19 protein-coding genes are annotated in these 23049 nt (G+C 69.6%); 12 read left to right on the top strand and 7 right to left on the bottom strand.

Going from position 1 to position 23049, the window contains the following annotated elements:
* Positions 1 to 197: 197 nt before the first annotated feature.
* Entirely contained in the window at positions 198 to 2129 is a 1932-nt protein-coding gene (gene typA, locus BM362_RS13310) for a translational GTPase TypA (protein WP_067575962.1), read from the top strand.
* 242 nt (positions 2130 to 2371) lie between these two features.
* The gene (locus BM362_RS13305; protein ID WP_369805818.1) at positions 2372 to 4075 is read left to right on the top strand and encodes an ABC transporter family substrate-binding protein; all 1704 of its coding nucleotides are present in this window, start codon (positions 2372 to 2374) and stop codon (positions 4073 to 4075) included.
* A gap of 60 nt (positions 4076 to 4135) precedes the next feature.
* Here the strand turns inward: BM362_RS13305 and BM362_RS13300 are convergent, their stop codons facing one another.
* The 5 genes from BM362_RS13300 to BM362_RS13280 all read right to left on the bottom strand — a co-directional run bounded on the left by BM362_RS13300 (position 4136) and on the right by BM362_RS13280 (position 10117).
* Complete coding sequence (locus BM362_RS13300) at positions 4136 to 5167, bottom strand: ABC transporter ATP-binding protein (protein WP_067575966.1); 1032 nt, start codon at positions 5165 to 5167, stop codon at positions 4136 to 4138.
* Entirely contained in the window at positions 5164 to 6261 is a 1098-nt protein-coding gene (locus BM362_RS13295; protein WP_067575968.1) for an ABC transporter ATP-binding protein, read from the bottom strand. The genes BM362_RS13300 and BM362_RS13295 overlap by 4 nt, the downstream gene beginning before the upstream one ends.
* Entirely contained in the window at positions 6258 to 7217 is a 960-nt protein-coding gene (locus BM362_RS13290; RefSeq protein WP_232791469.1) for an ABC transporter permease, read from the bottom strand. Before BM362_RS13290 ends, BM362_RS13295 begins: the two co-directional genes overlap by 4 nt.
* The gene (locus BM362_RS13285; RefSeq protein ID WP_067575970.1) at positions 7210 to 8190 is read right to left on the bottom strand and encodes an ABC transporter permease; all 981 of its coding nucleotides are present in this window, start codon (positions 8188 to 8190) and stop codon (positions 7210 to 7212) included. The genes BM362_RS13290 and BM362_RS13285 overlap by 8 nt, the downstream gene beginning before the upstream one ends.
* A gap of 187 nt (positions 8191 to 8377) precedes the next feature.
* Positions 8378 to 10117: an ABC transporter family substrate-binding protein gene (locus tag BM362_RS13280; protein ID WP_093573278.1), complete on the bottom strand. Its 1740-nt coding sequence runs from the start codon at positions 10115 to 10117 to the stop codon at positions 8378 to 8380.
* Positions 10118 to 10773: 656 nt separating this feature from the next.
* On the opposite strand from BM362_RS13280, the gene mshB reads away from it, so the two are divergent.
* Genes mshB through BM362_RS13265 form a run of 3 tightly spaced genes read left to right on the top strand, consistent with a single transcriptional unit; the run spans position 10774 to position 12783 of the window.
* A complete protein-coding gene (mshB, locus tag BM362_RS13275) occupies positions 10774 to 11601 on the top strand; it encodes an N-acetyl-1-D-myo-inositol-2-amino-2-deoxy-alpha-D-glucopyranoside deacetylase (protein ID WP_067575975.1) in 828 nt (275 codons plus the stop codon).
* Positions 11598 to 11999, top strand: a complete 402-nt coding sequence (locus BM362_RS13270; protein WP_067576564.1) for a hypothetical protein — start codon at positions 11598 to 11600, stop codon at positions 11997 to 11999. The genes mshB and BM362_RS13270 overlap by 4 nt, the downstream gene beginning before the upstream one ends.
* On the top strand, positions 11992 to 12783 hold the full coding sequence (locus BM362_RS13265) for a hypothetical protein (RefSeq protein WP_093573277.1): 792 nt from the start codon (positions 11992 to 11994) through the stop codon (positions 12781 to 12783). Before BM362_RS13270 ends, BM362_RS13265 begins: the two co-directional genes overlap by 8 nt.
* Before the next feature lie 4 nt (positions 12784 to 12787).
* Here BM362_RS13265 and BM362_RS13260 read toward each other — a convergent pair whose 3' ends face one another.
* Complete coding sequence (locus BM362_RS13260) at positions 12788 to 13546, bottom strand: site-2 protease family protein (RefSeq protein WP_093573276.1); 759 nt, start codon at positions 13544 to 13546, stop codon at positions 12788 to 12790.
* 223 nt (positions 13547 to 13769) lie between these two features.
* On the opposite strand from BM362_RS13260, the gene BM362_RS13255 reads away from it, so the two are divergent.
* Positions 13770 to 14093: a WhiB family transcriptional regulator gene (locus tag BM362_RS13255; protein WP_037355639.1), complete on the top strand. Its 324-nt coding sequence runs from the start codon at positions 13770 to 13772 to the stop codon at positions 14091 to 14093.
* Between the two features lie 456 nt (positions 14094 to 14549).
* Positions 14550 to 17852: a glycosyltransferase family 2 protein gene (locus tag BM362_RS13250; RefSeq protein ID WP_093573441.1), complete on the top strand. Its 3303-nt coding sequence runs from the start codon at positions 14550 to 14552 to the stop codon at positions 17850 to 17852.
* A 177-nt stretch (positions 17853 to 18029) separates the two neighbouring features.
* Here the strand turns inward: BM362_RS13250 and BM362_RS13245 are convergent, their stop codons facing one another.
* Positions 18030 to 18458: a metallopeptidase family protein gene (locus tag BM362_RS13245; RefSeq protein WP_067575981.1), complete on the bottom strand. Its 429-nt coding sequence runs from the start codon at positions 18456 to 18458 to the stop codon at positions 18030 to 18032.
* Positions 18459 to 18574: 116 nt separating this feature from the next.
* On the opposite strand from BM362_RS13245, the gene BM362_RS13240 reads away from it, so the two are divergent.
* From BM362_RS13240 to manA, 5 genes are all read left to right on the top strand, one after another.
* Positions 18575 to 18928 carry a DUF3499 domain-containing protein gene (locus tag BM362_RS13240; RefSeq protein ID WP_067575983.1) on the top strand — a complete coding sequence of 118 codons (354 nt, stop codon included), beginning with the start codon at positions 18575 to 18577 and terminating at the stop codon, positions 18926 to 18928.
* Between the two features lie 75 nt (positions 18929 to 19003).
* Positions 19004 to 20359 (top strand): phosphomannomutase/phosphoglucomutase, encoded by a 1356-nt coding sequence (locus tag BM362_RS13235; RefSeq protein ID WP_093573275.1) that lies wholly within the window; start codon positions 19004 to 19006, stop codon positions 20357 to 20359.
* A gap of 68 nt (positions 20360 to 20427) precedes the next feature.
* On the top strand, positions 20428 to 20646 hold the full coding sequence (locus BM362_RS13230) for a Trm112 family protein (protein ID WP_093573274.1): 219 nt from the start codon (positions 20428 to 20430) through the stop codon (positions 20644 to 20646).
* 2 nt (positions 20647 to 20648) lie between these two features.
* A complete protein-coding gene (locus BM362_RS13225; protein ID WP_067575989.1) occupies positions 20649 to 21734 on the top strand; it encodes a hypothetical protein in 1086 nt (361 codons plus the stop codon).
* Between the two features lie 82 nt (positions 21735 to 21816).
* Positions 21817 to 23049 (top strand): mannose-6-phosphate isomerase, class I, encoded by a 1233-nt coding sequence (gene manA, locus BM362_RS13220; protein WP_093573273.1) that lies wholly within the window; start codon positions 21817 to 21819, stop codon positions 23047 to 23049.

The raw sequence follows: 23049 nt of genomic DNA, 5'->3' as shown, positions 1-23049 counted from the left end.
AAAACACCTGAAACGTTAGGTGAGCCTAACCGATGATAGGGCGTGGCGCTCCTCACACCAACCCAACAGGTATCCTGATTGAAGTCCGCGTGTGGCCAAAGCCGGTCAGCGAGAGCCGGTCTCAGTGCCCGGAGCCCGTGATCTCTTCTTCGCCGCGCGGCGCCACCCGCCTTTCTTTCGAGTTCAGGAGTCTTCGCGTGCCCGCAGCCAGCGCCACCGCGGTCGAAACCGGCCGCGCGTCCGGCAAGACCCGGCCCGACCTGCGCAACGTCGCGATCGTCGCCCACGTCGACCACGGCAAGACCACCCTGGTCGACGCCATGCTCCGCCAGTCCGGCGCCTTCGCCGAACGCGCCGAGCTGGTCGACCGCGTGATGGACTCCGGCGAGCTGGAGCGGGAAAAGGGCATCACCATTCTCGCGAAGAACACCTCCATCCACCGCCAGACCCCCGAGGGCACGGTCACCATCAACGTGATCGACACCCCGGGCCACGCCGACTTCGGCGGCGAGGTCGAGCGCGGCCTCTCCATGGTCGACGGCGTCGTGCTGCTGGTCGACGCGAGCGAGGGCCCGCTGCCGCAGACCCGCTTCGTGCTGCGCAAGACGCTTGAGGCGAAGCTGCCGGTGATCCTGCTGGTCAACAAGGTCGACCGGCCGGACGCGCGGATCTCCGAGGTCGTCGAGGAGACCCACGATCTGCTGCTCGACCTGGCCGGCGACATCGAGGACGCCGATCTCGACGCGATCCTCGACCTCCCGGTGGTCTACGCCTCGGCGCGCGCGGGCAAGGCATCGCTGACCCAGCCGGAGGACGGCGGCCTCCCGGACAGCGAGAACCTCGACCCGCTGTTCGAGACCCTGCTCCAGCACGTCCCGGCCCCGGCCGCGGACCTGGACGCCCCGCTGCAGGCGCTGGTCACCAACCTCGACGCGTCGAACTTCCTCGGCCGCATCGCGCTGATCCGCATCCACGCCGGCAAGCTGCGCAAGGGCCAGACCGTGGCCTGGATGCGCGAGGACGGCACCGTGCAGAACGTCCGGATCTCGGAGCTGCTGGTCACCGAGGCGCTCACCCGCGTTCCGGCGTCCGAAGCCAGTGCGGGCGAACTGGTCGCGATCGCGGGTATCCCGGAGATCACCATCGGCGACACGCTCGCCGACGCGGAGAACCCGGTCGCGCTGCCCCGGATCACCGTGGACGAGCCCGCCATCTCGATGACCATCGGCGTCAACACCTCGCCGCTGGCCGGGCGCAACGGCGGCGACAAGGTCACTGCCCGGCTGGTCAAGGCCCGTCTCGACCAGGAGCTGATCGGCAACGTCTCGATCCGCGTGCTGCCGACCGAGCGCCCGGACACCTGGGAGGTGCAGGGCCGCGGCGAGCTGGCGCTGGCCATCCTGGTCGAGCAGATGCGCCGCGAGGGCTTCGAGCTGACCGTCGGCAAGCCGCAGGTGGTGCTGCGCACGATCGACGGCAAGCTGCACGAGCCGTTCGAGCGGCTGTACATCGACTCGCCCGAGGAGCACCTCGGCGCGATCACGCAGCTGCTCGCGTCCCGCAAGGGCCGCATGGAGGACATGAGCGGCAACGGCACCGGCCGGATCAAGCTGGTCTACGTGCTGCCCTCGCGCGGCCTCATCGGCTTCCGCACCGACTTCCTCACCGAAACCCGCGGCACCGGCATCGCGAACCACGTGTTCGAGGGCTACTTCCCGTGGGCTGGCGAGATCCGCACCCGGCACAGCGGTTCCTTGGTCGCCGACCGTTCGGGCCCGATCACCGCGTACGCGATGATCCAGCTCGCCGACCGCGGCACGTTCTTCGTCGAGCCCGGCGCGGAGGTGTACGAGGGCATGGTCGTGGGCGAGAACCCGCGGTTCGAGGACCTCGACATCAACATCACCAAGGAAAAGAAGCTGACCAACATGCGGCAGTCCTCGGCCGACGTGATGGAGACGCTGGCCCGCCCGCGCAAGCTCAGCCTCGAAGAGGCGCTGGAGTTCTGCGCGAGCGACGAATGCGTCGAGGTCGCGCCGGAGGTCGTGCGGGTCCGCAAGGTCACGCTCGACATCAACACCCGCGCCAAGGAGCGCTCGCGGGCCAAGAGCCGCGACAACAACAGCTGAACCTCTCGCAGGTGAAAAGGGCGCCTCCCGTTCCCGGGAGGCGCCCTTTCGCGTGAACCGCGACGGTGGTTCGCGCGTCCACTCTTATGGCGGTACCCGCTCCGATGTCACGGAGCGGCGGCCGATGTGGGAATCTCGATGCCGGCCCCCGCCCTGGCATGGCAGCATGTCCGCTCGGACCACGGAGCGCGGCGGGAACTTTCAGGAGGACGAGCGTGCGATTCGGACGCCGGCTAGCGCCGGTGCTGGCGCTGGCGGGAGTACTGCTCGCCGCGTGTTCGAACACCCCGCCGCCCCCGGTGGTCACGTCGGCCCCGCCGTCGAGCACGACCAGCGCGGCGTCGCTCTCGCAGATCGTGGTCGGCGTGGACGACGTGGTCGGCGGCTACAACCCGCACAGCATCGCGGACTCCTCGACGATCACCACGGCGCTGTCGCAGCTGCTGCTGCCCTCGGTGTTCCGCCAGTCCGACGACGGCACGCGCACGCTCGACAAGACGCTGATGGTCTCGGCCGAGGTCGTCTCGCAGGTGCCGTTCACGGTCAAGTACGTCATCCGCCCGGACGCCTCGTGGTCCGACGGCGCTCCGATCGCCACCGAGGACTTCATCTATCTCGCCAACGCGATGAAGACGAATCCCGGCGTGATCGACCCGGCCGGGTACCGGCTGATCTCGGACATCGAATCCCGCGACGGCGGCAAGGGCGTCGAGGTCACCTTCAGCAAGCCGTACCCGGCCTGGCAGACGCTGTTCGACAACCTGCTGCCGCAGCACCTGCTCAAGGACTCGCCCGGCGGCTGGACGAACGCCCTCGCGACGAGCTTCCCCGCGGTAGCCGGACCGTTCGCGATCAAAACGATCGACACCGCCCGCGGCGAAGCGACGCTCCAGCGCAACGACCGGTACTGGGAAAAGCCGGCCGCGGTCGACACCCTGATCCTGCGCCGCTCCGACGCGGCCGGCATCGCGACCGCGCTGCGCAGCGGCAACGACCAGTTCTCCCTGACCCGCACCGATTCCACCGGCCTGCAGCTGCTGAACGACCTGGGCTCGGCGGTCAAACTGCACCCGGTGCCGCGGCCGCTGACCGCGTCGGTGCTGCTGCGCCCGGTGAGCGCCACGCTTTCCGAGCCCCAAGTCCGCGCGGGCATCGCCGCGCTGCTGGACCGCGGAAAGCTGATCACGACCGGGGCGAAGGGCGGCCCGTCCGCGACGCTCAAAGCGGACGCCCAGGTCCTGCCGCCTTCGGCGAAGGGGTACGCGGCCACCATTCCGGCCGGTCCGCCAGCCGCGCCGGACGCGACCAAGGCCGAGCAGTACTTCACCGCCGCCGGGTACAAGAAAGAAGCCGGCGTGTGGCGCAAGGGAAACAAGACGCTGTCGATCGTGCTCGCGTCGCCCGGCGATCAGGAACCGTACGCGTCCATCGCGAAGGAACTGGCATCGGAGCTGGTCGCGGGCGGCATCGAGGTCAACCAGATCAAACCGCAGCCGCGCGATCTGTATTCGTCCCTGCTGGCAATGCCGGTGGTGAACGGGAAACAGCAAGCGAGCCCGGACTCGAACAGCACCGTCGGCGTCGACATCGCCGTGGTAGGCCAACCCGTCGGCGGCGACCCGGCGACAGTCTTGGCTTCGAGCTACGGCTGCGCCCCTGAACCCGCGCCCGTGGACAAGACGAAGCCCGTCATTCCGGCCAACCCCGCGGGAATGTGCGACCAGGGCCTGCAGGCGACGATCGATTCCGCCCTTACCGGTTCGGCGACCGTCACCGACTCGCTCAAGACGCTGGAACCGCAGCTGTGGTCCCAAAACGTCGTGATCCCGCTGTTCCAGGAAGCCGAGACGTTGGCGGTAGGCAAGGGAATCTCCGGCCTGACGCCCGGTCCGCCGATGCAGGGCCCCTTCGGCTCGGCGGTGAACTGGACCCGCGGCACCACCTGATCCGGCACGGGAAAAGGGGCCCCGCATTGATCCGTGCGAGGCCCCTTTTCCCGTGCTGCGTCAGATCAGCTGCAGGCTTTCCGCGAAGTGGCACGCCACCGGGTGCGCGTGGCCGCGGTCCACCAGGGCGGGCTCTTCCGTCTTGCACTTCTCGCGTCCGGCGTCGTCCAGCTGGTTCGCGAACTTCGGGCACCGGGTGCGGAACCGGCAGCCCGACGGCGGGTTGGCCGGGCTGGGCACGTCACCGGTGATGACGATCCGCTGCCGCGTCCGCTCCTTGCGCGGATCCGGCACCGGAATCGCCGAGATCAGCGCCTGCGTGTACGGATGCGCCGGGGTCTCGAACAGCTCCTCCGAGGGCGCGGTCTCCACGATCTTGCCGAGGTACATCACCGCGATCCGGTCCGCCACGTGCCGCACCACCGAAAGGTCGTGGGACACGAACAGATACGACAATCCGAACTCCGCCTGCAAATCCTTCAGCAGGTTGAGCACGCCAGCCTGGATCGAAACGTCCAGCGCGGACACTGGCTCGTCCAGTACCAGCACCTTCGGCCGCAACGCGAGCGCGCGGGCGATGCCGATGCGCTGCCGCTGACCGCCGGAGAACTCGTGCGGGAACCGGTTGCCGTGCTCCGGGCGCAGCCCGACGGTCTTCATCAGGTCGCGGACCTGCTGTTTGCCGCCGTTGTCGTACAGCCCGTGGATGCGCAGCGGCTCGGCGATGATCTCGTTCACCGGCAGCCGCGGGTCGACCGAGGCGTACGGGTCCTGGAACACGATCTGCATGCTGCGCCGCAGCCGCTGCAGTTCGCGCTTGCCCATGGACGCGAGGTCTTTGCCCTCGTAGGTCACCTTGCCGCCGGTGAGCGGCTGCAGCGCCAGCGCGATCCGGGCGGTGGTCGACTTGCCGCAGCCGGATTCGCCGACCAGTGCGAGCGTCTCGTGCGGATAGATGTCGAACGACACGTCCGACACCGCCTGCACCGCCCCCGAAACGCGGCGGATCAGGCCGCCGCCGCGGATGGGGAAGTGCTTCACCAGGTTCTGCGCGGAGAGGACGGGCGACTGTCCCGTCGTGGCCTCGCTCATCGGTTCGTCTCCGTGTCGGTCGCGGCGGCCTCCACGGCGACCGGGACGGCTGCCGCGTCGGCCGAGGTGGCGCTGAACAGCTCGGCCGGGTCCTTCCCGACAACCTGCTCGGTGAAGTGGCAAGCCGCGTGCTGGCCGTTCGGACCGGCGACGAGCGCCGGCTCGTCCTCGTCGCAAATCGGCTGCGACAACGGGCAGCGCGGGCTGAACGGGCAGCCCGGCGGCATGTTCTGCGTGGCGGGCGGCGAACCGGTGATCGGCGTGAGCCGTTCGGTCTTCACGTCCAGCCGCGGCAGGCTGCCGAGCAGGCCCAGCGTGTAGGGCATCCGCGGGTTGTAGAAGATGTCGTCGACCGTGCCGGACTCGACGACCTTGCCCGCGTACATCACGTGCACCCGGTCCGCCTGACCCGCGATCACGCCGAGGTCGTGGGTGATCAGCACCATCGCCGCGCCGGTTTCCTTCTGCGCGGCCTGGAGCGCTTCGAGGATCTGCGCCTGCACCGTCACGTCGAGCGCGGTGGTCGGCTCGTCCGCGATGATCACGTCCGGATTGTTGGCCATCGCGATCGCGATCACCACGCGCTGGCGCATGCCGCCGGACAGCTGGTGCGGGTACTCGTCCGCGCGCTGCGCCGGGTTCGGGATGCGGACCAGGTCGAGCAGTTCGACGGCCTGCTTCTTCGCGACGTCCTTGCGCACGTCGTGGTGCGCGGTGATCGCCTCGGAGATCTGGTCGCCCACGGTGTACACCGGGTTCAGCGAGGTCATCGGGTCCTGGAAGACCATCGCGATGCCCTTGCCGCGGACCCTGTTCAGTTCCTTCTCGCTGCACTTCAGCAGGTCCTGCCCGCCGAACCGGATCGAGCCGGACACTTTCGCGGTCTTCGGCAGCAGGCCCATCACCGCGAGCGAGGTCACCGACTTGCCGGAGCCGGATTCGCCGACGATGCCGAGCACCTCGCCGCGGCGAAGCTGGTAGTTCACCCCGCGCACGGCGCTGACCACGCCCTCGCTGGTCGGGAACTGCACGGTCAGGTCCTCAACGACGAGGACGGGATCGCCGCCGCGTCCGTCGGAGACGTTCTGGGTCATGCGCGCACCTTCGTCTGCTGGGGGTCGAACGCGTCCCGCAGGCCGTCCCCGATGAAGTTGATCGTCAGCGCGATCAGGATGATGAAAATGCCCGGGAAGTAGAACAGCCACGGCCGCGTGTCGATCGCGGTCTGCGCGCTGCTCACGAGCAGCCCGAGCGAGGTGTCCGGCGGCTGCACGCCGAAGCCGAGGAACGACAGCGCCGTTTCGAGCAGGATGGCGATCGACACGAGGATCGTCAGGTTGACGATGATCGCGCCGAGTGCGTTGGGCACCAGGTGCCGGAAGATGATCCGGCTGTCGCTCGCGCCGAGCGCCTTCGACGCCTCGACGAACTCCTTCTCGCGCAGGGAAAGCACGACGCCTCGCGCCACCCGGGACACATACGCCCAGTAGAGGCCGGCGATGACGACCGCGATCAGCCACCACGTGCCGCCGGACTGGTGGCCGAGCACCGCGGCCACCGCGAGCAGCGGCAGCGTGAGCACGAGGTCGGCGATCCGCATGAGGACCGTGTCGATCCAGCCGCGGTAATAACCGGCGATCGCGCCCCACACGGTGCCCACGACGGTCGCGAAGATCGCGACCAGGATCGAGATCTGCAGGGAGATCTGCGTCCCGCGCATGACCTGCGCGAGGGTGTCGTGGCCGACCGCGTCGGTGCCGAACGGGTGGTCGCCCGAGGGCGGGGCCGAGTTCTGGTCGGTGATGGCGCCCGCGTCGTACTTCCAGATCGCCGCGCCCACGTAGGCGAACAGGATGATCAGCACGAACACGACGAGGCTGATCATCGCGAGCCGGTGCTGCAGGAACCGCCGGAAGACCAGCTGCGCCTGGCTGCGCTCCTTGACCGTGAACTCGCGTTCCGGCGCGCCCTTCGGGGTCTGCGGGTCGTCCGGAGCGAACCGAGCACCGCCCAGGGTGGTGGGCGGAGTGGGGATTGCGTCGTTAGGCATAGCGGATCCTCGGGTCGAGCAGGCCGTAGAGCAGATCGGCGACCAAGTTGAGCAGGATGATGAACGTGGCCGCGATGAGAAGCCACGCTTCCACCGCGTACACGTCGCTTCGCTTGATCGCGTCCAGCAGGAAAGCGCCCGCGCCTTGCCATTGGAACACGGTCTCGGTGACGACCGCGCCGCCGAGGATCGAGCCGATGTCGAGTGCGGTCACCGTGGTCAGCGGGATCAGCGCGTTGCGCAGCGCGTGCTTGCGCGTCACCGTCCAGCGCGGCAGGCCCTTGGCCCGCGCGAGGCGGACGTAGTCGCTGTTGAGCACTTCGAGCATCGACGCGCGCTGGTAGCGGCTCCAGGCCGCGTAACTGGTCAGCGCGAGCGAGATCGTCGGCAGGATCAGGTGGCCGAGCACGTCGCCGAACTGGTCCCAGAACCCGCCCGCGGCGACCACCGACGAGGACCCGATGGTGTAGAAGACCTGGTCGCCGACCGTCGTGTTGATCGAGATGCCGATCTGCTTCAGCACGAGGGCGAACCAGAACGACGGCATCGACAGGAAGAGGAAGCCGAAGAAGGTCGCGGTGTAGTCGAACTTGGAGTACTGCCGCGACGCGCTGATCACGCCGATCAGCACGGCCAGGATCAGCGCCACCACCATGGCGAGCACGATCAGCCGCAGCGTCACGCCGAACCGGCCGAACACCTCGCTGCCGATGTTCATGGTGGACTGGACCGAGGGACCGAAATCACCGTGCAGCACGCCGGTGATCCAGTGCCAGTATCGCTCAAGAATCGGCTGGTCGAGATGCAGCCGGATGCGTTCGAGCTCGATGGTGCGAGGGGGCGGCGGCGGGTTTCTCGCGATCAGCGGAGTCAACGGGTTGGCCGAAAGCGACACCATCACGAAGACGACGAACGTCGACACGATGAGGATCGGCACCGAGACGAAAAGCCGGCGCAGTGCGAAGGCAAGCATGGAGGTCTTCCTGCTCTGGACGGTGTTCTGCCGGCGCCCGCCGCTCGTGGTGGCAGGGCCTTGGCGACGTAACGGGGCAATCGTGGTGTTCGGGAACTAATGGGGCAATTGTTCGCGGATACGGTGAAGGGCCGGCTTTGCGGCCGGCCCTTCACCGGTGCTCCTGCGGGAATCTACCGGTCGTTGATCACTTCCGGATGCCCCACTCCTGCATGTTGTACACCGGCCCGTCGAGGGTCGAGTTGTTGCGGATGTTCGCGATCTTGTCCGACGAGGCGATGAAGGTCGGCTTCTGGTAGAGCGGAAGCACGTACGCGTCGTTGGTCATGATCTGGTCGGCCTGGTTGAGCAGGTCCGCCGCCTTGGTCTGGTCGGTCTCGGCGTTGGCCTGCGCCATCAGGTCGTCGACCTGCTTGCTGGTGTACTTGCCGTAGTTGCTGCCCTGGCCGGTGCCCCACAGCTGCTTCGCGCCGCCGAACGGGAACGGCGAGGAGACCCAGGCGAACACGATGACGTCGTAGTCGCCGCTGGTGGTCGTCTGGCCGAGGTCGTCAGTGGACTGGACCTTCACCTTGACGCCCAGCTGGGCCGCGGTCTGCGCGAACAGCTCGCACTCGTTCTGCCGGATCTGGTTGCCGACGGTGTAGCGGATGCGCAGTTCGGGGATGGCCTTGCCGCTCGGGTCGGACAGCTGGTTGTTGGCCAGCTTGTAACCCGCGTCGGTCAGCATCTTCTTGGCCTTCTCGATGTCACCGGAGCCCTGGCCGGTCGAGCTCACCACGTCCTTGTAGCCCTGCTGCTGCGGCATGAAGTTGTGGTTGTTGAGCGGCTCGACCTTGTTGGTGAACTGGCCGACGGTCTTGGCGATCATGTCCTTGCGGTTGATCGCGGTGTAGAGGGCCTGGCGCAGCGTCTTGTCGCCGAGCGCCGGGCTCTTCAGGTTGAAGTCGAAGTGCTCCCAGGTCAGGCCGAGGCCGATGAACGAGGAGATGTTCGGCATGTTCTTGACCTGGTTGATGAGGTCGACCTGCGGCTGCGGGTAGATGACCTGCACCTCGTTGTTCTGCAGGGCGGTCGGTTCCTGCGTCGCGTCGGTGATGACGCGGAAGATGACGCTGTTCAGCTTCGGCTTCTCGCCCCAGTACTTCTCGTTGGGGACCTCGGTGATCGACTGGTTGTTGACGAACTTCGAGATCTTCCAGGGGCCGCCGGTCCAGGTCGGGACAGTCGTGCCGAACCACTTGTAGGACGACGCGAGGCCGGCCGGGGTGTTGGTGTCGCCGTGCTGCTTGGCCAGGTGCGCGGGGTACATCGCGCCCGACGAGCCCCACAGCTTCTTCCAGTCGGTGAACGGCGTGGAGAGAGTGGCGGTCACCGTCTTGCCGCCGTCCGAGCCGACCACCGAGGCGAGCTGGTCGTAGCCGGAGGTGTCGGCCGGGGTGCAGTCCGGGCAGTCTTTGCCGTTCTGCACCTTCCAGTTGTAGATGAAGTCGTCAGCCGACAGCGGCGTGCCGTCCGACCAGACCGCCTTCGGGTTGATCTTGTAGACGATCGTCGTCGGGTTGGTCAGTTCGGCCGACTCGACGAAGTCCTTGTTCAGGACTGGCTTCAGGTCCGGCGTCGCGTAGAAGGTGTAGGGCAGGATGCCCTTCGTGACCATGCCCGTTTCGAAGACGTTGCCCTCGGCCGAGGTCACGTTCCAGTTCGGCACGTTCTTCTCGATGGCGTAGGTGACGTCGCCGCCCTGCGTCAGCTGATCGGCCTGCGCCGAGTTGCAGGTGTTCGGGTTCTTGTCGCAGTCGGCGAATGCCTGCCCGGTCTGCACCGCGCTGTTGCCGCCTCCGCCACCGCATGCGGAGAGCAGAAGGGCCGCGCCCGCGACGAACGCGCCGAGTTTCGCGGCGCGCGACCTAGTCGTCACTAACATTCATTCTCCTTGCTCGACGCCGTCGCGGGTTTGCGAGGCGGCTCTTCCTGACGCGCAAGCACCGATCGGTATCGCGTTGCTCACCGTAGCCGTGAAACTTAGGCATTGGACAGACGGCAAACCTATCGATCCGGACACTCTCAGTGAGATCGTTGCGGAACAGATATCTCGTGCCCCCTGGTTGCACCGTGGTTTCCGCACTCGATTGACTACGGACTGTAGTTGATCAAGGGAATTCCAGACCGGTTCGGGTGGCAGTTCGGTCCAGCGGGCCGATGGGCCCGGCGGACAATTACCGCCCCGTTCCGTATGCGGTACCCCAGCTAATGGAGTAGTCACGCGGCCGCGACGTACCCGAAGTGACAAGAAATTGGTCCGATCTCGTGAAGCGAAACAATGCGCCCCCGCCGAACGCGGGCACGGCGGCCCGGACGGCGAAAGGCTCGGTGGGTGTTCCGAGCATCTTGCGTCCTGACCCCGGTATTCCGAACCGCGGAACGTTCCGCGGCCGGAAACGCCCACCGCTCGGGACGCTGGTCCGGCTTTGTGGGATGCGAGTGCATTTTCCCGTGCATGCCGCGGATTTTCCGGTCATCGAGCGCCGCGCCGGGGGTCGGCCTCCCCGGCGCGGACCCACCGGTCATTAACCTGAGGGCGTGAAGCGGAAGCTGCTGCTGGTCCACGCGCACCCGGACGACGAAAGCATCGCCACCGGCGGGGTCATCGCGCGTTATGCGGCCGAAGGCGCCGAGGTGTGCGTCGTGACCTGCACGCTCGGCGAAGAGGGTGAAATCGTCCCGCCCCGGCTCGCGCGGCTCGTCGCGGCGGAGGCCGACCAGCTCGGCGGGTACCGGTCCGGGGAAATGGCTGCCGCGGCCGCCGCCCTCGGCCTCGCCCGCCACGATTACCTCGGCGGCATCGGCCGGTGGCGCGATTCGGGCATGGCGGGCACTCCCGCCGCCGAGCACCCGCGGGCGTTCACCGGCGGGCCGGCGGTGGAGCAGGCCGCTCAGCTGCGCGAGCTCATCGACGATTTCGCCCCGCAGGTAGTCGTCACCTACGACTCCTTCGGCGGCTACGGCCATCCCGACCACATCCGCGCGCACGAAATCACCATGGCGGCGGCCCCGGAAGCCTCGTCGGTCCGGCGGGTCTTCCACGTCGTCCAGTCCGAGGCCGCGCTCACCGCAGGGCTCGCCGAACTGCGCGCCGACCGAACGTCACCGTTTCGGGTGGCTGACGACGGCGAGCTTCCGTCCACTCCGGACGGCAAGATCACCACCGTGGTCGACATCTCCGCGCACCGGCAGACGAAGCTGGCGGCACTGCGCGCACACGAAACCCAGCTGACCGTGGTCGACGGCGCGGTCAGCCACTTCGCACTGACCAACAGCATCGCGCAGCCGATCCCGTCCGCCGAATACTTCGTCCTCGCCCACGGCGACGCCGGCGGAGCCGAGACCGATCTGTTCGGCGGGTGGTGACCGTGCCTGCCCCGCTTGCTCGCGACCAGCGGCTGATGCTGGTGCTGCTGGCGTTCGACGCGGTTGTGCTGGCGCTGCTCGAACTGTTCTTCCTCCCGCTGCGGCTCGGCCCGCTCGGCGAGGTGCCGTTGCCGATCACCGCGGTGGTCGGCGCGGTCACCACGCCGTGGCTGGTGCTGACCGCGGCGAAGCTCGTCCGCCCGGGGCTCTCGTTCGTGCCGCTGCTGGTGTGGGTACTCGTCGTGTTCGGGGTCGGCCTGTTCGGTCCGGGCGGCGACGTCGTGCTCGTTCAGGACTGGCGCGCGCTGCTGCTGCTCGGCGCGAGCGCTCTGCCCGCCGCGCTCGTTCTCGGCGGCGGGCTGGGCCGGGCCGCGGCGAAGGGAGGTGCCCGTGTCTGAGGCCATTTCGGACCGCCAGGTCGTAGCGATTCTGCGCCCGTTCGTCCGCGCCTGCGCTCCGATGATCGACGCGCTGCGCGAGGCCGACCCGTTCGGCTTGCAGGCGCGAGCCCGGCGCGGCGAGGGCGAATTCTCCGATGCCGGGTTCAAGAAGAAAATGCTCCACGCGCTGACGACAGTGAAGGTGCCCGGCACCGCCGGATGGGCGGCGATGGACATCGACCAGCGCGCGAGCTGGTGGGTCAACCGGGTCGGCAGGCTCACCTCGTTGCTGACATCTATCCCCGGACTCGGCGGCGCGCTCGCCGACCGGCTGCCGGTGCAGGACACCCTCGGCGCGGCGTCGCAGGGACTGGTGCTGTGCGCGATCGCGGGGGAGTACGGCGTGACCGACGTCGGCAGCCGCGTCCGGCTGATCGCCTCGGCGCTGTTCGAACGAGACATCGACGCCGACCTCGCGGCGGGAGTGGCCCACGACAAGTCCGCGAAGTCCGCAGAGGACAGCGAGACCGCTCGGCTCACCGAGGAACTCGACGAATCCCACCGCAAACACGGCAAGGTGACCGCGAAAGCCGTCGCCAGCACGCTCTGGCACCTTGGCAAGTCGCTGTGGGGGATCACCGGCGAACTCGAGAAGCGCCCGCGCGGCCGATGGTTCCACCGGGCACTCGGGATGCTGCCGGTGGTCGGCGCGGCGGGCGACTACCTCGGCGAGCGCTCCGGGCTCAAAAAGGTCTGGAAGCGCGCGCACGCGTGGCTCATGGTCCACCGGGAGTGGGCCTGAGCCCTCAGCGCCAGAAGAGGAACGCTTTCTGCCCGATGGCGGCCGCGACCGCGTTGCCGCCGAGCGGTTCGTAGATGGCCCCGGCGATCGTCCAGAGCAGATCCGACACCGGACGGAAAAGGAAGAACAGCGCGAAGAGCACCAGCGGAGCCCACGGCCGCACCCGCGCGCCGAACGCCCGCGCCTGCGGCGAGAGGTACGGCTCCAGCGCGCCCCAGCCGTCCAGTCCCGGCACCGGCAGGATGTTGATCAGGAACGTCATCATCTGCAGCAGCGCGAGGTACGACATCGCGTAGAAGAGGCCGCTCGCCATCGGGATCAGCATGGTCGCCAGGCACAGCGCGGCGCCGACGGCGAGGTTGCTGAGCGGGCCGGCCAGCGAGGTCCACGACGCGGTCGCGCGATTGCGCAGCGCGCCGCGGTTGATCCACACCGCGCCGCCTGGCAGCGGGATGCCGCCGATCACCAAGAAGATGAGCGGAAGCACGAAGGACAGGACGGGGTCGGCGTAGCGCCGGACGTCCAGCGAGAGGTACCCCTTGTGAGCGATCTCGTGATCACCGCCGCGGAAGGCGACGAAGGCGTGCCCGAACTCGTGGAGCGTCAGCGAAGCCATCCAGCCGCCCAGCACGAGCAGCACGACGCCCGCGATGAACATCGGGTCGCGGGAACTGAGAAGAGTCGTTGAATCACCGTATGCAGCCAGGAAACCACCGGCGACGGCGACGGCGAGGATGCCGAGGAAGATCGGGCTCGGACGCACTGCTGATCTCTGCACCCCACCAGTCTTCCGTATGCCCGGTGTGAAGTCTTCGGCGTGTCCCCTTGCGCACCCGGGCCCAGAGATCCCCCGAACTCGCTACTCGGCTTGACCTGGCCGCACTACACAGGTGTAATCACAGTGATGTCATTCGCTGCCGGAGGGGGCAGCGGGTGTCGTTTCACCACCGCCAGCCTGGGGAGTGCGTAGGAGCGAGGAGGCGGACGTGCGGTTGGAAGCGGACAACAGGGAATGGGGGCACGTCGTGGGTTGGGGAGAGAACCCGGAGCAGCAGCTCGGGGATCTGACCGACCTTTTCGACGTCCCCGAGGAGCAGGACTGGCAGGAGCGCGCCCTGTGCGCGCAGACCGACCCGGAGGCGTTCTTCCCCGAGAAGGGCGGCTCGACCCGCGAGGCCAAGCGGATTTGCCTTGGCTGCGAGGTCAAGGACGACTGTCTCGAGTATGCGCTGGCGCACGACGAGCGCTTCGGCATCTGGGGCGGACTGTCCGAACGGGAACGTCGCAAGCTGAAGAAACGGGCCGTCTAAACGGGTTCCGGTTCCCCCGGTCCACGCGGACCGGGGGCGCGCCCCGCCGACGGCACGGCGGCGAGCGAGTGCTGCGCCCGGCGCGGCACGGCGGGATGGGAGTCCTCGCCGAGGTGGCACCGGGCACATTCGCCGGATTCGCGCGGCCCGGTCCAGCAGCGGGCGTGCGGGCAGAAGTGCCGTCACAGCGGCCGGAAAATCGGTGCTGTGCCGTGGTTCTCTTTGTGATCTTCGTCTTCCGCGGCGGAAACCCCGGGCCGCGGCGGATCTCGCGGCTGCACCGGGTGCCGCTGGTTCCCGCTTGAGCGAGCCGGTTCGGCGCTCGCGGAATTTCTCTCGCGCTCGGTTCGTCCACGCGGTGGGATCCGCCGGACGCGCGGCGTGGGCCGGTGCCCGCGCGTCGGCGCAGGCCGTAGGGTGACCGCACCCATCGTCCCGTCCGAGCAGGAGCCGTTCTTGCCTCGCACCGTCGTTCCGCCCGCTGTGCGGACGTTGCCCGTTCTGGCCATTGTGGTCTGTCACGACGGCGAAGAATGGCTGCCGCTGGCGCTTTCCGCGTTGCGGCGCAGCACAGTCCGCCCGCGGCACGTGCTCGCCGTGGACACCGGATCAACCGACCGTACCCCGAAACTGCTCGCCGACGCAGCGCAGCCGGGCGCGGCCGCCGAGGAACCCGTGCTGTCCGGAGTTGTCACTCTGACGAGTGAAACCGGATTCGCGGAGGCGGTCGCCGCGGGCGTCGCGCACGCGGTGGAACGGTGGGGCGACCCGGGAACGTGGCTGTGGGTGCTGCACGACGACTGCGCCCCCGAACCCGACTGCCTCGACCAGCTCGTCCGCGCCGCGGAGGAAAACCCGTCCGCGAAGGTGCTCGGGCCGCTCGGCATCGACTGGGCCGATCCGCGGTTGATCGTCGAAGCGGGGCTGTCCACCGACGCCTCCGGGCACCGCCAGCAGATGGCCGCGCCGGACGGCGAACCCAGCGAGGTCCTCGCCGTCCCGAGCGCCGGATCGTTGGTGCAGCGGGAACTCTGGGACGCCCTCGGCGGCTACGACGAGGACTTCCCGTTGCTGCGCGAGGATCTCGACTTCGGCTGGCGCGCCAACGCGGCGGGCTCGCTCGTGCTGTCGGTGCCCTCCGCGCGCGTCCGGCACGCTCGCGCCGTGTCCACCGGGCAGCGCACCCCGGACGCCGCCGGTCGTCCGCTGGCCGCGCTGAACCGTTCGCACGGCGTCCGCGTCTTTCTCGTGAACTGCTCGACCCCGTCGTTCTGGTTCGGTCTCGTCCGGTTGCCGGTCATGCTGGTGCTGCGCGCATTCGTGTTCTTCGTGCTGCGGCGCACCACCGAAGCCGGCGCGGAACTGGCCGCGCTCGGATACCTGTGCGGCGGCAAGGGGAATCTCCGCGCGGCCCGTGCGCGGCGGCGCGAGCAGCCGCGGCCGGGCACCGTCCGCGGGCTCTTCACGAGCCGGATCGCGCGGCTGCGCAACGCGATCAGCGCCGGAGTGGTTGGACTCGTCCGGCGCGGGGTACAGAGCGATGTAGCACTCGGGACGGTGCCGGACAGCGTCGAGCAGGAGTCGGCGTGGATTCCGCCGGAGGCGCTCGCCGCGTCCGGCGCGCGTCCGGTCGGTCCGGACGCCTTGCCCGCCGGTGCGCTGCGCGGGCTGAGCACTCGCGGCCGAGGACTGCGTCGGCCGGGCACGGTCGTCGCAGTCACGTTGCCGGAAGCGCCGGTGTCCGAAGAGGACACCGAACCGGCCGGGGAGACCGCGGCCCAGCCGTCGCCGTCGCCCCGTCCGGAACCGGCCGCGCCGGAACCGGATCTGGTGTTCGTGGAGGTCAACCGGCGACGCGTGCTCGCCGCGACCGTCTTCGCGCCGCCAGTGGTGCTGGTCGTTCTGCTCACCGCGCTGGCTTTGGCGCTCAACCGCGGACGGCTCGGTCTCGACCTGTGGGGCGGCCAGCTGCTGCCGGTCGGCGGGCTCGGCGAGATCTGGTCGACGTACCTGTCGCCGTGGCATTCGGTGGCCGGCGGCACCGGTGCGCCCGCTCCCGCGACGCTGCCGGTGCTCGGCACGATCGGCGCGATCTTCGCTCCGATCGGCGGTCCGGCCGCGCTCGTGGCGATCCTGCTGATCGGCGACATCCCGCTTGCCGCGCTCAGTGCGTACGTCGCCACTCGCAAGCTCGCTGTGCGCCGCTGGGTGCGCGCTGCTGTTGCCGCGACGTACGCGTTGCTGCCTGCCGCGACTGCGTCGGTCGCGCAGGGGCGGCTTGATGTGGTTGTGGTCCATCTTGTGCTGCCGCTTGTGGTGGCGGGCATCGTCCGGTTGCTGACCCGGCCGGGTACGCGCTGGTTGCACGTCTCGGCGCTGTCGGCGTTCGGGGTCGCGTTGCTTGGGGCGTTCTCGCCGCTCGCGCACGGGCTCGCGCTGGTCGGGCTGCTGGTCGGGTTCGTGGTGTTGCCTGCGCCGTCCGGGCTGGCTCGGCGGGTGGCGTCGGTCGGGATCGTGGTGCTGCTGCCGCTGGTGCTGTTGCTGCCGTGGCCGACTGTGCTGCTGCGGCATCCGGAACTGCTGCTGCAAGGTCTCGGCGGTCCGGCCGCACCTGCGTCGGCTACGGATCTTGCCGGGCTTACGCCGGGCGGGCCGGGGGCGTGGCCGATCGGGGTGGTGGTGCTCGCGGCGACGCTTGTCGCGCTCGTGGTTCGGCCGCGGAAGCAGGTCGTTGGCGGGCTGGCGCTCGCGGTGCTCGGCCTGATCGGCGTGGTGTTGGTGCGGCAGGTGCAGTTGACGCCGATGCAGGGCGGGGCGCCTGCGTCTGGGTACGCCGGGGTGCCGTTGCTGGTGGTCGGTGCCGGGTTGTTGTGGGCGGTGCTGGCCACTTGGCAGCGGGGCGGTCCGGCGGTGCCCGCCGTCTGGTTGCCGAAGGTGCTGGCGGTTGCTGGGGTCGTGGTGGTGGCTGCGTTGGCTGCCGGGGCGGTCGCGACTGGTCCCGAGGGGCCGTTGACGGCAGCGGCGCGGCCGCAGCTCGCTCCTGAGGTGGCGGCGGATGTCGCGGCTACTGGGCGGGCGGTGCTTGACGTGAGTGCCGGGCAGGTTCGGCAGACCGGGGGGCGGTTGGCGCTCTTCGGCGATGATGAGCTCGCGCCGGTCAAGGGGACGCCGGAGCGGCTGGCTGAGTGGCGGCGTGGGCTGGGGCAGGGGGATGTCGCGGCGCTCAAGCGGGTGTTCGCGGCTGCTGCGGCGGCTGGGGTTCAGTACGTGGTGCTGCCTGCTGGGACGGATGCGCGGGCTTTCGCCGCGGCGGCTAGTGATCTCGCCGCGGTGGCGGCTCCGACTTCGGACGGGCGTCCTGCGTTGCGGTTGCTGCCCAAGTCCGGGGAGGTCGCGTTGATCTCGCCGGAGTTGGCTAAGCAGGCTGTTACCGGCGGGGGTGCGCCGGGGACCAATCCGGGGATTTCGCCGGTGGCCGCGCGGTTGCCGGAGGTGCGGGTGCGGGCGTCGGAGGGGCCGACGGGGCGGTTGCTGGTGCTGGCGGCTGAGCAGGAGGCCGGGTGGCAGGCGAGCGTTGACGGGAAGGCTGTGCCGATCGTGCCTGCTTGGGGGCATCAAGTCGCGGTGTCGGTGCCGCCTCGGTCTTCGGAGGTGTCGGTGACGTTTCCGGGGACTGAGCGGGGGTTGTTGCTGCTGGTGCAACTGGCGGCGGTGTTGTTCACGGCGTTGACGGCTATTCCGTCTCGGCGGCGGGAGTGACGGGCTCGTCGCCTGGCGGCGACATTGCCTTTGGGGGTTGCGTGGGGCACCCCGAAGCTTGAGTGTGCAGGGGGGCTTCGTATCGGGGTGCGGGGGAGGGCCTGGGTGCCTCGACTGTTGGGTGCGCTGGCTGCGGTTGGGGTGGGGCTGGTGGTGGCCCTCACAGACGGTGGTGTGTCAGTCGCCTTCGATGACGTCTGGTTCTACGCCTAGGTAGCCTGCGACTTGCTCTACCAGGACGTCGTGGACCAGGTCTGCCAGTTCCGCCGGGTCTTTGGCGCGTGCTTCCAAGGGGCGGCGGTAGAGCACGATGCGGGCTCGGGTGGGCAGGCCGGTTCGGTCGACGCCGGCTGGGACCAGGCGGGACAGGGGGACTGCGCCGTCGTGCAGCACTCCGTCTGCGGGGGCTCGGCCGTCCATGCGGACTTCGGGGACGTCGTCTACCGCTACGTCCAGTTTCGTCAGTTCGTGTCGCCAGCGGGCCTCGATGGGCTCCAGGGCGTCCAGCACCAGCGCGTCGAAGCGCTCCGCGCGGCTCGCTGCTGCGGGCAGGGACGCTGGATAGAGCGTCCCGCGCAGGCCCCGGCCGTGCCGGTCCCGTCGCATTCGCTGCCGTTGTCGGTAGTCACGAGCCGTCGCCACCGTCCAAGTCTATGCGGTCGCCAGGACAACGCGCGTGTCGCCGGTACTTCACTTGCGGCGACGCGCTATCGTTTCCGATCGTGCGGAGCGTACGGAAATGTTCGCGAACGGGTTGCCTCGAACCCGCTGTCGCCACGCTCACGTATGCCTACCAGGACTCGACCGCGGTCGTCGGACCGCTGGCCACCGCTTCCGAACCGCATTCCTACGACCTCTGCGAGGCCCACGCGCTGCGGCTGACCGTCCCGAAGGGCTGGGAAGTCGTCCGCCACGAGGGGGCCTTCGCGGCTCCGGAGCAGTCCGCCGACGAGCTGACCGCGCTGGCCGAGGCGGTTCGCGAGGCCGGTCGCTCTGACGTCCCGTCCGTGCAGCCCGAGCCCGAAGGGCCCTCCGGCAGGCGCGGCCATCTGCGCGTCCTCCCGGGGCGCGCCTGAGCCATCCTCCCGACCGGTAGGCTTTCGCCCGCGGCGCGAGTGGCGTCGCCACGGAACTAGCGGCGGGGAGAAGGCGTGCCAGACCTTTCGGGCATCGTGAAGGCCTACGACATTCGCGGCGTGGTCGGCGAACAGCTCGACGCCGCCCTCGTCCGGGACTTCGGGGCCGCGTTCGCGCTGCTCATCAAACCCGAGGCACCGGCCGTGGTGATCGGCCACGACATGCGCGATTCGTCGCCGGAGCTGTCCGCGGCGTTCGCCGACGGGGTGACCTCCCAGGGCCTCGACGTGGTGACGATCGGCCTGGCCAGCACCGACCAGCTCTACTTCGCCTCCGGCTCGCTCAACCTGCCCGGCGCGATGTTCACCGCGAGCCACAACCCCGCGAAGTACAACGGCATCAAGATGTGCCGCGCCGGAGCCTCGCCGGTCGGGCAGGACACCGGCCTCGCGGAGATCCGCGACACCGTCGAGCAGGGCGTTCCCGCCTTCGAAGGCCAGCGCGGCACCGTCTCCGAGCGCGATGTCCTCAGCGACTACGCCGCTTACCTGCGCAACCTCGTCGACCTCTCCGGCTCGCGGCTGCTCAAGGTCGTGGTCGACGCGGGCAACGGCATGGGCGGGCACACCGTCCCGACCGTGTTCGAGGGACTGCCGATCGAGATCGTGCCGATGTACTTCGAGCTCGACGGCACCTTCCCGAACCACGAGGCCAACCCGCTCGACCCGGCCAACATCGTCGACCTGCAAGCCAAGGTGCGCGAGGTCGGCGCGGACGCCGGGCTGGCATTCGACGGCGACGCGGACCGCTGCTTCGTCGTCGACGAGCGCGGCGAGCCGGTCTCGCCGAGCGCGATCACCGCGCTGGTCGCGGTGCGCGAGCTGGCCAAGGAGCCGGGCGGAACGGTGATCCACAACCTGATCACGTCGAAGGGCGTGCCGGAGATCGTCGCCGAGCACGGCGGCAAGCCGGTGCGCACGCGGGTCGGGCACTCCTTCATCAAGGCCGAGATGGCCCGTACCGGGGCGATTTTCGGCGGCGAGCACTCCGCGCACTACTACTTCCGCGACTTCTGGCGCGCCGACACCGGCATGCTGGCCGCGCTGCACGTGCTCGCCGCGCTCGGCGAGCAGAACGGGCCGCTGTCCACGCTCACCCAGGACTTCTCGCGCTACGCGGCGTCCGGCGAGATCAACTCGACGGTCGGCGACCAGGTCGCGCGGATGCTCGCGGTGAAGGACGCGTACGCGGGCAAGTCCGGCGTCGAGATCGACGAGCTGGACGGGCTCACCGTGCAGCTGCCCGGCGGCGCGTGGTTCAACCTGCGCCCCTCCAACACCGAACCGCTGCTGCGGCTCAACGTGGAGGCCGCCGACCGGGCCGCGGTCGAGGCGCTCACCGCCGAGGTGCTGGCCATTGTCCGGGCCTGACCGGCTGGCGCCGGATTGTGTCCGGAAGGCGCCCTCAACACCCCAACGACGCGTGGTATGGAGGAACTATGGCCATCACGCTTGACGCACAGCTGCTGGAGATCCTCGCGTGCCCGTCACCGGATCACGCGCCGCTGCGTCCCGGCACGCCGGACGACGCCGAGGCCGAAGCGCTGACCTGCACCGAATGCGGCCGGGTGTACCCGGTGCGCGACGGCATCCCGGTGCTGCTGCTCGACGAGGCGACGCTGCCCGGTTCGGCCGCTGACCATGGCGACAGTGCTTGACCATGCTTGACGATTCCCTGCTCGACGACTCCGCGCGGCTGGCCGACGCCGACCGCGCGGGGTTGCTGCGCGCTGCCGCGATGGCGGGCGCGCAGGTGCGGGCCACCGCCGAGGCGGCGGCCGAACTGGAGCTGAGCGAACGGCTGGACGTCGGGCGGCCGCGTTCGCTGGTGCTCATCGACCGGCCGGGGGTGAGCCGCACGCTCACCCGGCTGCTGGCCGCGCTGCTCACGCCGTCGTGCCCGGTGCCGGTCGTGGTGACCGAATCGGTTCCGGCCTGGATCGGCGCGCTCGACGTGGTGTTCGCGCACACCGACGACGCGGGCGACCGCGAGCTGGCCGCTTCGCTGGAGCGCGCCGCCCGGTTCGGTGCGTCGGTGGTGCTGTCCGGGCCCGCGGAGGGGCCGGTCGCGGCGTCGGTGGCGGGCAAGGGCGTGCTGCTCGTGCCGCGCGTGCCGGTGCCGCCGGAGCTGGCGTTCCCGCGCGGGCTGGCCGCCGGGCTGCTCACCGCGAACGCGCTTGGCCTGCTGGTCGCGGACGTGCAGGCGCTCGCCGACCAGCTCGACCTCGAAGCGGAGAAGGACTACCTGGCCCGCGAGTCGTTCGCCAACCCGGCGAAGGCGCTCGCGCTGCGGGTCGCGGACCGGGTGCCGCTGCTGTGGGGGCTCGACCCGGTCGCGGTGGCGGTCGGCGAGCACGCGGCGCACGCGTTCGCCGCGCACGCCGCGCTGGTGTGCGACGTGGAGGACTACCGGCAGGCGCTGGCCCGCCCGGCGTTGCGCCGCGTCGCACAATCGAACGGCGTGGAACGAGACATTTTCGCCGACCCGGACGACTCCGCCGGTGGCGTCGCGACGCGGGTGCTGCTGCTGTCGGTGCGGACCGGCCCGGCCGCCGAGGCGGCCCGGTACCAAGCCGAGGAGTTCCTGCCGGGTGCGGACCTGATCGCGCCAGCCGAGGAGATCGAGGCCGACGAGATCGTCCGCGCCGCGGTGCTGGCGCTGCGGTTCGAGCTGGCCGCGGTGTACCTGGGGCTGGCGGCGGGCAGCATCGGCGGGGCCGGGAGATACGAACCGGCCTCCGCCTGAGGGAGCAGGGGGGAACGCGGGCAGGCGGTTCCGCCGCCGCGTGCGTCGGCCCAGTGCCGACGGGAAGGATGGGGAGTTGACAGTGGAGCTGTTGCGCAACGCCGTACGGCCCTACGCCTGGGGATCGCGAACGGCGATCCCGCAGTTGCAGGGACGCCCGGTGCCGGCGCCGCACCCCGAGGCCGAGCTGTGGATGGGAGCGCACCCAGGGGACCCGTCGCACGTGCTCGGCCCGGACGGCGCCGAACTGAGCCTGCTCGAACTCGTCGACGCCGATCCGGTCGGCCAGCTCGGCGAGGATTGCGCGCGGCGCTGGGGCAACCGGCTGCCGTTCCTGCTGAAGATCCTCGCCGCGGAAGAACCGCTGTCGATGCAGGCGCATCCGTCGGCGGCGCAGGCGGCCGAGGGACACGCCCGCGAGGAGAAGCTGGGCATCCCGCGCGACGCCGCGAACCGGAATTACCCGGACCCCACGGCGAAGCCGGAGCTGGTCTGCGCGCTGACGGAGTTCCACGCGCTCGCCGGGTTCCGCGACCCGAACCGCACGGTCAAGCTGCTGAAGGCGATCGAGACGCCCGGGCTGGGCAAGTACACCGGCCTGCTGGAAGCCCAACCGGATCCGGCGGGCCTGCGTGCGCTGTTCACCACCTGGATCACGCTGCCGCAGTCCGCACTGGACGAACTGCTGCCGGAGGTGCTCGACGCGTGCGTCCGGCACGTCCAGGACCACGGCGAGTTCGCGACCGAATGCCGCACGATCCTGGAACTGGGCGAGACCCACCCGCGCGACGCCGGCGTGCTGGCCGCGCTGCTGCTCAACCGCCTGACCCTGCGCGCGGGCGAGGCGATCTACCTGCCTGCCGGAAACCTGCACCTGTACCTGCACGGCACCGCGGTGGAGATCCTGGCGAACTCGGACAACATCCTGCGCTGCGGCCTCACCCCGAAGCACGTGGACGTGCCGGAACTGCTGCGCGTGGTCGACTTCGCGTGCGGGGAAATGCCGGTGCAGCACGGAGAATGCGCCGGCCAGCGGATGGCGGTGTACCACACCGACGCCCCGGAATTCGAACTGTCCCGAATGGAATGGCCGGCGGGGGACGACGCCGAGATCGAGGTCGACTCGGCTGGGCCGCAGATCCTGTTGTGCACCGAGGGAGATCTTCTGGTGCTCGCTTCGGACGGGGAACAGGTGGAATTGCGGCGGGGGCAGTCGGTGTGGCTGCCTGCCGCGGATCCTGCGGTGCGGGTACGGCCGTGGGGCGGGGAGCGGTCGCAGCTGTTTCGGGCTACAGCCGGGGCCTGCGAGCTGTGA

It is taken from the genome of Amycolatopsis rubida (assembly GCF_900115345.1).
GTDB classification, from domain to species: domain Bacteria; phylum Actinomycetota; class Actinomycetes; order Mycobacteriales; family Pseudonocardiaceae; genus Amycolatopsis; species Amycolatopsis rubida.
The sequence above is the reverse complement of the archived record's forward strand: the minus strand, read 5'-3'. Positions and strand labels throughout refer to the sequence as shown.